Source organism: Streptomyces sp. NBC_01006, from assembly GCF_045162725.1.
GTDB lineage: Bacteria > Actinomycetota > Actinomycetes > Streptomycetales > Streptomycetaceae > Streptomyces.
In genome coordinates, this window is sequence record NZ_CP108700.1 from 936,181 (window position 1) to 948,856 (window position 12,676).

General features: G+C 70.7%; 11 protein-coding genes. 9 read left to right on the forward strand and 2 right to left on the reverse strand.

The genetic code is table 11. The annotated features are described in order from the left end of the window. Positions 1-81: 81 nt before the first annotated feature. The 8 genes from OG509_RS04210 to OG509_RS04245 all read left to right on the forward strand — a co-directional run bounded on the left by OG509_RS04210 (position 82) and on the right by OG509_RS04245 (position 9,015). Positions 82-843, forward strand: coding sequence for a DUF4118 domain-containing protein (locus OG509_RS04210; protein WP_406180220.1), 762 nt, complete (start codon positions 82-84; stop codon positions 841-843). A gap of 105 nt (positions 844-948) precedes the next feature. Next, entirely contained in the window at positions 949-1,092 is a 144-nt protein-coding gene (locus OG509_RS04215) for a hypothetical protein (RefSeq protein ID WP_158708523.1), read from the forward strand. Further along, a complete protein-coding gene (gene kdpF, locus OG509_RS04220) occupies positions 1,089-1,178 on the forward strand; it encodes a K(+)-transporting ATPase subunit F (protein ID WP_063785181.1) in 90 nt (29 codons plus the stop codon). The genes OG509_RS04215 and kdpF overlap by 4 nt, the downstream gene beginning before the upstream one ends. 8 nt (positions 1,179-1,186) lie before the next feature. Continuing rightward, positions 1,187-2,851 (forward strand): potassium-transporting ATPase subunit KdpA, encoded by a 1,665-nt coding sequence (kdpA, locus tag OG509_RS04225; RefSeq protein WP_406180222.1) that lies wholly within the window; start codon positions 1,187-1,189, stop codon positions 2,849-2,851. After that, positions 2,848-4,947 carry a potassium-transporting ATPase subunit KdpB gene (kdpB, locus tag OG509_RS04230; protein ID WP_406180224.1) on the forward strand — a complete coding sequence of 700 codons (2,100 nt, stop codon included), beginning with the start codon at positions 2,848-2,850 and terminating at the stop codon, positions 4,945-4,947. Before kdpA ends, kdpB begins: the two co-directional genes overlap by 4 nt. Positions 4,948-4,953: 6 nt before the next feature. Then, positions 4,954-5,631 (forward strand): potassium-transporting ATPase subunit C, encoded by a 678-nt coding sequence (locus OG509_RS04235; protein ID WP_406180226.1) that lies wholly within the window; start codon positions 4,954-4,956, stop codon positions 5,629-5,631. A 100-nt stretch (positions 5,632-5,731) separates the two neighbouring features. Beyond that, positions 5,732-6,415: a response regulator gene (locus tag OG509_RS04240; protein ID WP_406180228.1), complete on the forward strand. Its 684-nt coding sequence runs from the start codon at positions 5,732-5,734 to the stop codon at positions 6,413-6,415. A gap of 53 nt (positions 6,416-6,468) precedes the next feature. Continuing rightward, a complete protein-coding gene (locus tag OG509_RS04245; RefSeq protein WP_406180230.1) occupies positions 6,469-9,015 on the forward strand; it encodes an ATP-binding protein in 2,547 nt (848 codons plus the stop codon). Here OG509_RS04245 and OG509_RS04250 read toward each other — a convergent pair. Continuing rightward, positions 9,008-10,201, reverse strand: a complete 1,194-nt coding sequence (locus OG509_RS04250) for a cytochrome P450 (RefSeq protein ID WP_406180231.1) — start codon at positions 10,199-10,201, stop codon at positions 9,008-9,010. The two genes, OG509_RS04245 and OG509_RS04250, sit on opposite strands and share 8 nt — an antisense overlap. 115 nt (positions 10,202-10,316) lie before the next feature. Between OG509_RS04250 and OG509_RS04255 the strand changes: the two genes are divergently transcribed. Further along, positions 10,317-11,006: a TetR/AcrR family transcriptional regulator C-terminal domain-containing protein gene (locus OG509_RS04255; protein ID WP_406180233.1), complete on the forward strand. Its 690-nt coding sequence runs from the start codon at positions 10,317-10,319 to the stop codon at positions 11,004-11,006. A 326-nt stretch (positions 11,007-11,332) separates the two neighbouring features. Here OG509_RS04255 and OG509_RS04260 read toward each other — a convergent pair whose 3' ends face one another. Beyond that, positions 11,333-12,544, reverse strand: a complete 1,212-nt coding sequence (locus OG509_RS04260; RefSeq protein WP_406187456.1) for a PP2C family protein-serine/threonine phosphatase — start codon at positions 12,542-12,544, stop codon at positions 11,333-11,335. Positions 12,545-12,676 lie beyond the last annotated feature (132 nt).

A 12,676-nucleotide genomic window follows, 5' to 3' on the forward strand; every position in this document is an offset into this window, starting at 1 on the left:
GACAAGGGTTCCGCCCGACCCGACCCAACCCGAGGCGAACCACCCGAATCGAGACCAGCGCGTCCGGACGGGAGGCAGCACATGTCCGGGTATCGACTCCACGACAGCCTCGCCCTGATCGCGGCCCTCGTGGTCCCCTTCCTCGTGGCGCTCGCGCTCGTGCCCTTCCGTACGGATCTCTCGGCGACGAACACCGCCCTGATCCTCGTCGTCGCCGTGGTCGCGGTCGCCGCGCTCGGCACCCGGCTGGCCGGGGCCCTCGCCGCGCTGTCGGCCGCGGCCTGGTTCGACTTGTTCCTGACGCAGCCGTACGGTCGCTTCACGATCGCCGACGGTGACGATGTCCAGACGGCAGTCCTGCTCCTGATCGTCGGCCTGATCGTCTCCCAGCTGTCCGTGCGCGCACGCCGCCTCCAGGGCGCCGTGACCACCGATGCCGCGCACCTGTCCCAGCTGGAGGGCACGGTCCGGCTCGCCGAGGAGGGGAGCTCCCCCGAGGCCGTCGTCGAGCACGTGCGCCATGAGCTCATCGGCCTGCTGAACCTGCGCGACTGCCGCTTCGAGTACGGGTCGCTCATCGGGCACCTCCCCCGGCTGGAGCACGACGGCGCCCTGTGGCTCGGCCTCGACACCGGGGAGACCGAGGCCACGTACTGGCCCGACCGGTGGCCGGAAGGCGAGACCGAGCTGCGCGCCCTCGGCGGCGGGCACTACTACGGCCGCTTCCTCCTCGACCCGATCCCGGGCCCGCTGCCCTCAGAGCAGGCCCGGCTCGTCGCCGTTGCCCTCGCCGCGCAGGCCGGCGCCGCCCTGGCCTCGGCCGGGCTGGCCCACGGCGGCTGAGCCCCACCGCTGCCGAACCGGTTCTGCGTCAGGGCGGCATCAAGAGATCCGGTCTGCCCGTATGGAGCCCGTCAAGAGGTCTTAACGCCCGCCTGAGCTCGCGGTTTGCTCTACATCGGCCGCCTTGGCCGAAATCCATTTCATCACTTCATCCAGGAGCTCACGATGGCCGATCTGGCCTTCGTCGTCACCACGGTCGCGGTTTTCGCACTGGTGGCTCTCATCGCCCGAGGGGTGGCCAAGCTGTGACCGCCGAGAACATCGTCGGCATGCTCGTGGCCGTCTCCCTGCTGGGTTACCTCGTCCTCGCCCTCGTGTACCCGGAGAGGTTCTGAGCACCGATATGAGCCCCGTAACCGCTGGTGTGCTGCAGCTGCTCGCGCTCGTCGCCGCGCTCGCCCTCGCATACCGTCCGCTCGGCGACTACATGGCCCGCGTCTACTCCTCCGAGAAGCACTACAAGCCGGAGAAGTGGATCTACAAGGCCATCGGCGCCAACCCCTCGGCCGAGATGCGCTGGCCCGCGTACCTGCGCGGCGTCCTGGCCTTCTCCGCAGTGAGCGTCCTCTTCCTCTACGCCCTCCAGCGGGCCCAGGGCATCCTGCCCGGCTCGCTCGGCTTCTCCGCGATCGACCCCGACCAGGCCTTCAACACCGCCGCCTCGTTCGTGTCGAACACGAACTGGCAGTCGTACTACGGCGAGCAGGCCATGGGCCACGTCGTGCAGACCGGCGGCCTCGCGGTGCAGAACTTCGTCTCGGCCGCGGTCGGCATGGCCGTCGCCGTGGCCCTCGTACGGGGCTTCGCCCGCTCCCGCACCGGTGAGCTCGGCAACTTCTGGTCCGACCTCGTCCGCGGTGTCTTCCGCATCCTGCTGCCCATCTCGGTGATCGGCGCGGTCATCCTCGTCGCGTGCGGTGTCATCCAGAACTTCGCCGGGATCCACGAGGTCGGCCAGTTCCTGGGCGGCTCTCAGCAGTGGAACGGCGGGGCGGTGGCCTCGCAGGAGGTCATCAAGGAGCTCGGGACGAACGGCGGCGGTTACTTCAACGCCAACTCCTCGCACCCGTTCGAGAACCCCACCCCGTTCTCGAACCTCTTCGAGATCTTCCTCATCCTGGTCATCCCGTTCGCGCTGACCCGTACCTTCGGCCGCATGGTCGGAAGCCTGCGCCAGGGCTACGCGATCCTTGCGACCATGGCCACCATCTGGCTCGGCTTCGTCGTGCTGATGATGTGGACCGAATTCGCCCACCACGGCCCGGCCTTCGACATCGCCGGCGGGGCGATGGAGGGCAAGGAGACCCGCTTCGGCATCGGCGCCTCCGCCATCTTCTCCGTCTCCACCACGCTGACCTCGACCGGCGCGGTCAACTCCTTCCACTCCTCCTTCACCGGGCTCGGCGGCGGCATCCAGCTGCTGGGCATGCAGCTCGGCGAGATCGCGCCCGGCGGCGTCGGCTCCGGCCTCTACGGCATGCTGATCATGGCGATCATCGCCGTGTTCATCGCCGGCCTGATGGTCGGCCGCACCCCCGAATACCTGGGCAAGAAGATCAGCACCCGCGAGATCAAGCTCGCCGCCTGCTACATCCTCATCACCCCCGCTCTGGTCCTCTGCTTCACCGCCGCCGCCATGGCCCTGCCCACCCCGCCCCACTCCATGCTGAACTCCGGCGCGCACGGCTTCTCCGAGGTCCTCTACGCCTACACCTCCGGCGCCAACAACAACGGCTCCGCGTTCGCGGGCCTGAACGCCGACACGCAGTGGTTCAACAGCACCATCGGCATCGCGATGCTGCTGGGCCGCTTCCTGCCGATGGTGTTCGTCCTCGCACTGGCCGGCTCGCTCGCCGAGCAGCAGCCCGTACCGGAGACGGCGGGCACCCTGCGCACCGACAAGCCGCTCTACACCGGCCTGCTCGTCGGCACGATCCTCATCATCACCGGTCTGACCTACTTCCCCGCCCTCGCGCTGGGTCCGCTCGCCGAAGGGCTCGCATCATGAGCACCATCACCCCCACCCGTGCTCCGCACGAAGACCTGCCCACCGGACACAAGGCCCCGGCGGGGCGCGTCGGCGGCGGTCTGTTCGACCCCAAGGCGCTGCTCAAGTCCTTCCCCGACGCGGTGAAGAAGCTCGACCCGCGCGTCATGGTCAAGTCGCCGGTCATGTTCGTGGTCCTCGTGGGCTCGGTGGTCACCACCGTCCTGGCGTGTCTGGACCCGACGGACTGGTTCGGCTGGGCGATCACCGCCTGGCTGTGGCTGACCACCATCTTCGCCAACCTCGCGGAGGCCGTGGCCGAGGGCCGCGGCAAGGCCCAGGCCGACACCCTGCGCAAGGCGAAGACGGACACCGTCGCCCGCCGTCTGACCGACTCCGGCGAGGAGCAGGTCCCGGGCACGGAGCTCCGTATCGGCGACCTCGTGGTCTGCGAGGCCGGCGACATCATCCCCGGCGACGGTGACGTCGTGGAGGGCGTCGCCTCGGTCGACGAATCGGCCATCACCGGTGAATCGGCCCCCGTCATCCGCGAGTCGGGCGGTGACCGCAGTGCGGTGACCGGCGGTACGAAGGTCCTCTCGGACCGGATCGTCGTCAAGATCACGACGAAGCCCGGCGAGACCTTCATCGACCGCATGATCGCGCTCGTCGAAGGCGCGGCCCGGCAGAAGACGCCCAACGAGATCGCGCTCAACATCCTTCTCGCCTCTCTGACCATCGTCTTCCTGCTGGCCGTCGTCACCCTCCAGCCCTTCGCGATCTACGCGGACGCCAAGCAGTCGATGATCGTGCTCACCGCGCTCCTGGTCTGCCTGATCCCCACCACCATCGGCGCGCTGCTCTCGGCCATCGGCATCGCCGGTATGGACCGGCTGGTCCAGCGCAACGTCCTGGCCATGTCGGGCCGTGCGGTCGAGGCCGCCGGTGACGTGTCGACCCTGCTGCTCGACAAGACGGGCACGATCACCCTCGGCAACCGCCAGGCCGCCGAGTTCGTCCCGGTCAAGGGCACGACGGAGGCCGAACTGGCCGACGCCGCCCAGCTGTCGTCTCTGGCCGACGAGACCCCCGAGGGCCGCTCGATCGTGGTCCTCGCGAAGGAGAAGTACGGGCTGCGCGAGCGCCACCAGGGCGAGCTCGCCCAGGCCGAGTGGATCGCCTTCACCGCCCAGACCCGTATGTCGGGTGTGGACGTCGACGGCAGGAAGACCCGCAAGGGCGCCGCCGGTTCGGTCATCGCATGGGTGACGGAGCAGGGCGGCCGGGTCGCCGACGACGCGGACCTCCTCGCCAACCGGATCTCCGAGGCCGGCGGCACCCCGCTCCTCGTGGCGGTCGAGGACGAGAAGGGTGCCCGGATCCTCGGTGTCATCCACCTCAAGGACGTCGTCAAGGAGGGCATGCGCGAGCGGTTCGACGAACTGCGCCGCATGGGCATCAAGACGGTCATGATCACGGGCGACAACCCGCTGACCGCGAAGGCCATCGCCGAAGAGGCGGGTGTGGACGACTTCCTCGCGGAGGCCACCCCCGAGGACAAGATGGCCCTCATCAAGCGGGAGCAGGCCGGCGGCAAGCTGGTCGCGATGACCGGTGACGGTACGAACGACGCGCCGGCCCTCGCCCAGGCGGACGTCGGCGTGGCGATGAACACGGGCACCTCGGCCGCGAAGGAGGCCGGGAACATGGTGGACCTGGACTCCAACCCCACCAAGCTCATCGAGATCGTCGAGATCGGCAAGCAGCTCCTCATCACCCGGGGCGCCCTCACCACGTTCTCCATCGCCAACGACGTCGCGAAGTACTTCGCGATCATCCCGGCCATGTTCGCCGTGGTCTACCCGGGCCTCGACAAGCTCAACGTCATGGGCCTGCACTCGCCGAACTCGGCGATCCTGTCCGCGGTCATCTTCAACGCGCTGATCATCATCGCGCTGGTGCCGCTCGCCCTGAAGGGCGTGCAGTACAAGCCCACCAGCGCCGACAAGATGCTCCGCCGCAATCTGGGGATCTACGGACTTGGCGGCCTGGTCGCCCCGTTCATCGGCATCAAGATCATCGACATGCTCATCACCCTCATCCCCGGAATCGGTTGATCTGCCATGAACAACTCCGTAGGCAACACCGCCCGCCTGCTCGGCGCCGGACTGCGCGCCCTCCTCGTCCTGACCGTCATCTGCGGCGTGCTCTACCCGCTCGCCGTCACCGGCATCGCCCAGGTCGCCTTCGGCGACAAGGCGAACGGTTCCGAGATCAAGGACAAGAGCGGGCAGATCGTCGGATCGTCCCTCATCGGCCAGACCTACAACCTGCCGAAGCAGAACCCTGATGACCCCGAGGAGGCCGCCAAGCCGGACCTGAAGTGGTTCCAGCCGCGCCCCTCCAACGGCCTCGGCTCCAACAGCGTCAACCAGCAGTACTCCCTGATCCTGTCCGGCGCCACCAACAAGGCGGGCGACAACCCGGATCTGGTCAAGCTGGTCACCGACGCCAAGGACGCCGTGATCGCGGACAACTCCACGGCGACGTACCAGGTCAAGCCCTCGGACGTACCGGCCGACGCCGTCACCTCCTCCGGCTCCGGCCTCGACCCGAACATCTCCCCGGAGTACGCGAAGATCCAGGTCCACCGGGTCGCGGACCGGAACGGCCTCGACGTCAAGCAGGTCGAGAAGCTGGTGAAGGACAACACCACCGGCCGCACCCTCGGCTTCATGGGCGAGCCCCGCGTCAACGTCCTGGAGCTGAACACCGCGCTCAAGGCACTGACCAAGAGCTGATGGCCGTCCTGCTCACTCGGACGGGAATCCGGTGGGGCGCGGAAGCTCCGCGCCCCACCGGTTCCTTATCCGCCCGCAACGAAGAAAGGCTGTACACCCCATGACCCGGGTGCTCGTGGTGGAGGACGATCCGCAGCTCGTACGCGCCTTGAAGATCAATCTCCAGGCGCGCAAGTTCGAGGTGGCGCAGGCCGGTGACGGCCGCGCGGCCATCCGGCTCGCCGCCGACCGCAAACCGGACGTCATCCTCCTGGACCTCGGCCTGCCGGACATGGACGGCGTGGACGTGATCAAGAGCGTCCGCGGCTGGAGCCGGGTGCCGATCCTCGTACTGTCCGCGCGCCACACCTCCGAGGAGAAGATCCGCGCCCTGGACGCCGGCGCGGACGACTACGTGACCAAACCGTTCAGCATGGACGAGTTGCTGGCCCGGCTGCGGGCCGCCACCCGGCGGCAGGAGGACCCCGCCTCCCCCGCCGGCCCCGCCGGGATCACGACCGACGAGTTCACCGTCGACCTCGCGGCCCGGAAGGTGGTGCGCGGCGAACGCACGGTCCGTCTGACGCCCACCGAGTGGCATCTGCTGGAGCTGCTGATCGCCCATCCCGGTCATCTCGTCTCCCAGCGCAGGCTGTTGCTGGAGGTGTGGGGGCCTACGTACGCCGAGCACACCAACTACCTGCGCGTGTACATGGCCCAGTTGCGGCGCAAACTGGAGGCGGACCCCTCGCACCCCCGGTACCTGATCACCGAGCCGGGCATGGGCTACCGCTTCGAACCCTGACAGTCAGACAGACACGGCACAGCACACCGAGTGGAACGAGAAGTCGGCACCAGATGAGACGCGGAAAGCTCCGGATCTACCTCGGCTCGGCACCGGGCGTCGGCAAGACGTACGCCATGCTGTCCGAGGCACACCGCAGGATCGAGCGCGGCACCGACTGCGTCGTCGGCTTCGTCGAGCACCACAGCCGGCCGCGTACGGAGGTGATGCTGCACGGCCTGGACATGACTCCGCGACGGGAGATCGCGTACCGCGACAGCACCTTCACGGAGATGGACGTGGACGCCCTGCTGGCGCGCAGGCCCGCGGTCGCGCTCGTGGACGAGCTCGCGCACACCAACGTCCCCGGCTCGCGCAACGCGAAGCGCTGGCAGGACGTCGAGGAGCTGCTGCAGGCGGGCATCGACGTCGTCACCACGGTCAACATCCAGCACCTGGAGTCGCTCGGCGACGTGGTGGAGGCGATCACCGGCGTCCGGCAGCGCGAGACCGTTCCCGACGAGGTCGTCCGGCGCGCGGACCAGATCGAGCTCGTCGACATGTCCCCGCAGGCCCTGCGCCGGCGGATGGCTCACGGGAACATCTACAAGCCCGACCGCGTCGACGCCGCGCTGTCGAACTACTTCCGGCCCGGAAACCTCACCGCCCTGCGCGAGCTGGCGCTGCTGTGGGTCGCCGACCGGGTGGACGAGTACCTCCAGGAGTACCGGGGCGAGCACAACATCCGCTCCACCTGGCAGGCCCGCGAGCGGATCGTCGTGGGCCTCACCGGCGGGCCGGAGGGGCGCACCCTGATCCGGCGCGCCGCCCGGCTCGCGGAGAAGGGCGCCGGGGGCGAGGTCCTCGCCGTCTACATCGCGGCCAGCGACGGCCTCTCCTCGGCCTCCCCGAAGGAACTGGCCGCCCAGCGCACGCTGGTGGAGGACCTGGGCGGGACCTTCCACCACGTCATAGGCGACGATGTCGCGCACGCCCTGCTGGAGTTCGCGCGGGGCGTCAACGCCACGCAGATCGTGCTGGGCGTCAGCCGCCGCCGGCCCTGGCAGTACGTGTTCGGGCCGGGAGTCAGTGCCACGGTGGCCGTGGAGTCGGGCCCCGACCTCGACGTCCACCTGGTCACTCACGACGCCGCGGCCCGGGGGCGGCGCAGCCTGCCGGTCGCGCGCGGCGCCCGGCTGGGCCGCTCGCGCCTCATCTGGGGCTGGCTGACCGGCGTCGTCGGCCCGGCGCTGCTGACGCTGCTGCTGCACGAGGTCGTACCCGAGCTCGGGCTCGCGAACGACATGCTGCTCTTCCTGACGTTCACCGTGGCCGCCGCGCTGCTCGGCGGGCTGCTCCCGGCCCTCGCGTCGGCCGCGTTCGGCTCCCTGCTGCTGAACTACTTCTTCACGCCACCGCTGTACCAGCTCACGATCTCCGATCCGCGCAACATCGTCGCCATCTCGATCTTCGTCGGCGTGGCCGTGTCGGTGGCCTCCGTCGTCGACCTGGCCGCGCGCCGCACCCATCAGGCGGCCCGGCTGCGCGCCGAGTCCGAGATCCTGTCCTTCCTGGCCGGAAGCATCCTGCGCGGCGAGGACTCTCTGACGGCCCTGCTGGAGCGGCTGCGCGAGACGTTCTCCATGCGGTCCGTGGCCCTGCTGGAACGCGCCGACGAGGTCGAGCCGTGGACGACGGCCGCTTCCGTCGGCACCGATCCGGTCAGCCGTCCCGAGGACGCCGACGTGGACATGCCGATCGGGGAGAACATGTCCCTGGCCCTGTCCGGGCGGGTACTGCCGGCGGAGGACCGCCGCGTCCTCGGTGCCTTCGCGGCGCAGGCGGCCGTCGTACTCGACCGTCAGCGCCTGGTCGACGAAGCGGGCAGGGCCCGCGAACTCGCCGAGGGGAACCGGATCCGTACGGCCCTGCTGGCGGCCGTCAGCCACGATCTGCGCACCCCGCTCGCCGGGATCAAGGCGTCCGTCACCTCGCTCCGTTCCGATGACGTCGAGTGGTCCGAGGAGGACAAGGGCGAGCTGCTGGAGGGCATCGAGGAGGGCGCCGACCGGCTCGCCGCGCTGATCGGCAATCTCCTGGACATGTCCCGCCTGAACACGGGCTCCGTCGTTCCGCTGATCCGGGAGACCGACCTCGACGAGGTCGTCCCGATGGCGCTGGGCGGCGTACCCGACGACAGTGTCGAGCTGGACATCCCGGAGACCCTCCCGATGGTCGCCGTCGACCGCGGACTGCTCGAACGGGTCGTGGCCAACGTCGTGGAGAACGCGGTCAAGTACAGCCCGGACGGCCAGCCCGTCCACGTGTCCGCCAGTTCGCTGCTCGACCGGGTCGAGCTGCGGGTCGTGGACCGCGGGCCGGGTGTTCCCGACGAGGCCAAGGACCGGATCTTCGAACCCTTCCAGCGGCACGGGGACGCCCCGCGCGGCGCGGGGGTCGGTCTCGGGCTCGCGGTCGCCCGCGGTTTCACGGAGGCGATCGGCGGCACGCTGACCGCGGAGGACACCCCGGGCGGCGGGCTCACCATGGTGCTCACGCTGCCGACGGCCGGGGACACCCCGCCGGCCGCGGCGGAGCTGCCGGCGTCGGCGGTCACGTAAGGGTGACCGGGAGGCGGTGCACGCCGTAGATGTTCATGCCGGTCCGCAGGGGCACGTCCTCGGCGGGCACGGCGAGGCGCAGCCGCGGGAAGCGTGCGAGGAGCGCGGGCAGGGCCACGCGCATCTCGACGCGGGCGAGTTGGGCGCCGAGGCACTGGTGGATGCCGTGGCCGAAGCCGAGCTGCCCGATGGCCTTGCGGCGGACGTCGAGGGCGTCGGGGTCGGCGAAGCGGAGCGGGTCGCGGTTGGCGGCCTCGACGGAGAGGGTGACGCTCTCGCCGGCCTTGATCACCTGACCCTCCAGTTCGACGTCCTCCAGGGCCACCCGGACCATGGTGTGGGCGACGCTGAGGTAGCGCATCAGCTCTTCGACGGCGCTGTCGGCGAGGCCGGGATCGGCGCGCAGGGCGGCGAGTTGGTCCGGATGGCCGAGCAGGGCGAAGGTGCCGTGGGCCAGCATGTTGGCGGTGGTGTCGAGGCCGGCGCCGAGCAGGAAGCCACCGAGGCCGGCGAGTTCCTCCTCGGTGAGGTCGCTCTCGGTCAGATCGCCGAGCAGGTCGTCGGTCGGGGCCGTCCGCTTGGTCCGGACGAGCTGCGTCATGTACTCCTGCAGCCCGGCCATGGCGGCGAACCGTTCCTCCATGCTCGCCTCCATGCTCATCAGGGCCACGGTGAAGTCGTGGAAGGTCTTGCGGTCCGCGTAGGGCACGCCGAGCAGCTCGCAGATGACCAGGGCGGGGATGGGCTGCGCGAAGGCCTGGACCAGATCGACTTCGGAGCCCTGCCGCTCCATGGCGTCCAGGTGCTCGGCGGTGATCTGCTCGATCCGCTCGGTCAGCAGGCTCATGCGGCGGGCCGTGAACTTGCCCGCGAGCAGCCGCCGGTAGCGCGTGTGGTCGGGGGCGTCCATCCCGGTCATGTCGCCGACGGGGGCCGGGGGCAGCGCGCCTTCGGGGCCGCCGGGGAAGGGGAAGTGCATCAGCTCGTAGCGGGAGCTGAAGCGGGGGTCCGCCAGCACGGCGCGTACGGGGCCGTAGCCGGTGGCCAGCCAGCCCTGGTGGCCGTCGGGGTAGACCATGCGGCGGACGGGATGCTGTTCGCGCACCTCGGTCAGCTCGGCGGGCGGGGCGAAGGGGCAGCCGGCGGGGCGTTCGGTGGGCAGTGAGGTCAGCGGTTCGTGGTTCACGGTTCGGTTCCTCCGCGCTCGACTTTTACGGTGTGCAACTGCTTGGACTTGCACACCGTAAAAGAAGACTTGCACGGCGTGCAAGAGGTTGCGGGAACTGAGCTACGCTGACGCCATGCCGCGTGAGACGTTGAACCGTGACCAGATCGTCCGGGCCGCGATCGAGCTGCTCGACGCCGAGGGCATCGAGGGCCTGAGCATGCGCCGCCTCGGCGGGCGACTGGGCTCGGCGCCCACCGCCATGTACTGGCACGTGGGCAACAAGGAGAACCTCGTCGTCCTCGCCGCGGACCGGGTGTGGGGCGAGATCGAACCACTGGACCCCGCTACGGCCGGCTGGCGCGCCGCGGCGCGGGCCCTGGCGTTCGACGCGCACGCGCTGGCCGCGCGGCACCCCTGGCTCATCAACGCCATCAGCACGCACTTCGTGTACGGGGACGGGATGGCCCGGTTCCAGGACCACAGCTACGCGGTGTACGAGGCGGCCGGGTTCACGGGGTGGGACCTCGACTGGGCCGTGAACACCGCCTACACGTTCGTGGCGGGCTCGGCCATCGACGAGGCGGTGACGGCGGCGATGGCGAAGGCGCAGATCCGGCCGGGCAGGGGCGCGGAGGGTGACGGTCCGGTGCAGGACGTGGTGACCTGGGCGACCGGGATCGCGTCCCGGTACCCCCGGCTGCGCGCCCGCCTGGAGGAACAGGCGGTGGCCGACCCCGCCGAGACGACGCGCCGGAAGTTCGAGTTCGGCATCGAGGCCATCCTGGACGGCCTGGAAGCCCAGCTCGCCCGCCGGACCACGTAGGCCGCCCGGCCGCAGCACCCCCCTGGGGCTGCGGGCCGAGCGGCCCTTGTGTCGTGCGGCGGCGACGAACGGGAGCGCGTTCCGTCGCTTCCGGCCCCCACGGTCCGGTCCGGAGGGCGTCATCCCGGCAGTGTCAGGTCACTGGCCGCTCAGCCGCCGCCCGGTCGCCCGCGAACCCGTCTCGCGCTACCGCCGCGAGAGCATCCTGCCCGCCGAACCCCCCGCCACCAGCCCACCTTGACGCCCCCCTTCCGCCCAACCCCCCATCCTTGACGCCCCCCTGACGCCACCTCTGCGGGGTGGCTGCGCGGGGCCCAACCGGGGGCCTAAGGCCTGCGGGGGCGGATGCGGGCGGCCAGTACGGCTACGTCGTCCTCGGCGTGGCGGGCGTCCAGGGCCGCCACCACCGCGTCCACCATCTCCTCCACCGTCTCCCCCACCGGCAGCCGCAGCCCGGCCAGGCGGGCCAGCGAGGCGTCGATGTCCTCGCCGCGCCGCTCCACCAGCCCGTCGGTGAACATCACCAGGGTCTCCTCGGTGGTGATCCGTCGGGTCACGCCCTCGTAGCCGCCCACCCCGGTGCCCAGCGGCGGACCCACCGGTACGTCGACCAGGACCGCCGTGCTGTCCGCCCCGAAGATCGCCGGCGGCAGGTGGCCGGCGCTCGCGAAGTCCGCGACCCCGCGCGAGGGGTCGACCCGTACGAGCAGGCAGGTCGCCGGCCGGCGGGCCGGGTCCTCGGCCACCAGCGCGTCCAGCTGCCGCAGCACCCGGTGGGGGGCGAGATCCGTGGAGGCCACGTCGCGCAGCGTGGAGCGGTAGGCGTTCATGTCGACCGCGGCGTCGAGCCCGTGGCCCATCACGTCCCCGACCACCAGCAGGGTGCGGCCGAAGTGCAGCCGGACCGTCTCGAACCAGTCCCCGCCCACCAGGGCCCGGGAGCCGACCGGCAGGTACCGGCTGGCCATCTCCAGATTGGGGTGCGGGCGGCCCGGCTCCGACACCAGCGCCCGCTGCAGGTTCAGTGCCGTGTCCTCGGTGGCGGCCAGCTCCCGGGCGTGGCCCAGGTGCACCGCCGCCAGCCGGGCCGTGAAGTGGACCGTCGCCGCCTCGTGGTCGCTGAAGCCGCCGTGGGCCCGTACGGCCAGCACCGCGCCGTGGACCCGGTTCCGGGCCAGCAGCGGCACCGACACGAGGTGCACCCGGGTGCCGCCGGAGACCACCACCCACTCGGCGAGGGGGTGCCCGCCGTCCATGGCGCGTACGGAGGGCGACTCGTCGGTCTGCGCGGTCAGCAGCCCGACGGCCCCGGCCACCGCGACCCGGCTCAGCGTGCCGTCCTCGGCCCGCAGGTCCACCGCCACGGCGTCGCACAGGTTGCGGAACAGGAAGCCGGCCAGCTCCTCGCACGTGGCGCTCTCGTCGAGTCTCGTCCCGATCTCCTCGGCCGCGGCCTCCATCGCGCGCAGCCGCGCGCGCAGCGCCTCGTACTCCCCCGGTGGCCCGGCGGACCTCCCGTCATGCTCCGACAAGAACACCTCCCCGGCCCCGGCAGCCGAAGAGGCCATTCCACCAGCACCACCCGCCACCCGCACGTGCGCCGCGCGCCTGCCGGGCCGGCGGATCACCGCAGCGTCACCGCGGTCACCGCCCGCCACCCAGTAGAGTCA

What these genes read in the sequence shown, in the direction of transcription:
- OG509_RS04210 (WP_406180220.1), top strand. Translation starts at nt 82, where the DNA reads ATGTCCGGGTATCGACTCCACGACAGCCTCGCCCTGATCGCGGCCCTC.
- kdpA (WP_406180222.1), top strand. Translation starts at nt 1,187, where the DNA reads ATGAGCCCCGTAACCGCTGGTGTGCTGCAGCTGCTCGCGCTCGTCGCC.
- kdpB (WP_406180224.1), top strand. Translation starts at nt 2,848, where the DNA reads ATGAGCACCATCACCCCCACCCGTGCTCCGCACGAAGACCTGCCCACC.
- OG509_RS04235 (WP_406180226.1), top strand. Translation starts at nt 4,954, where the DNA reads ATGAACAACTCCGTAGGCAACACCGCCCGCCTGCTCGGCGCCGGACTG.
- OG509_RS04240 (WP_406180228.1), top strand. Translation starts at nt 5,732, where the DNA reads ATGACCCGGGTGCTCGTGGTGGAGGACGATCCGCAGCTCGTACGCGCC.
- OG509_RS04245 (WP_406180230.1), top strand. Translation starts at nt 6,469, where the DNA reads ATGAGACGCGGAAAGCTCCGGATCTACCTCGGCTCGGCACCGGGCGTC.
- OG509_RS04255 (WP_406180233.1), top strand. Translation starts at nt 10,317, where the DNA reads ATGCCGCGTGAGACGTTGAACCGTGACCAGATCGTCCGGGCCGCGATC.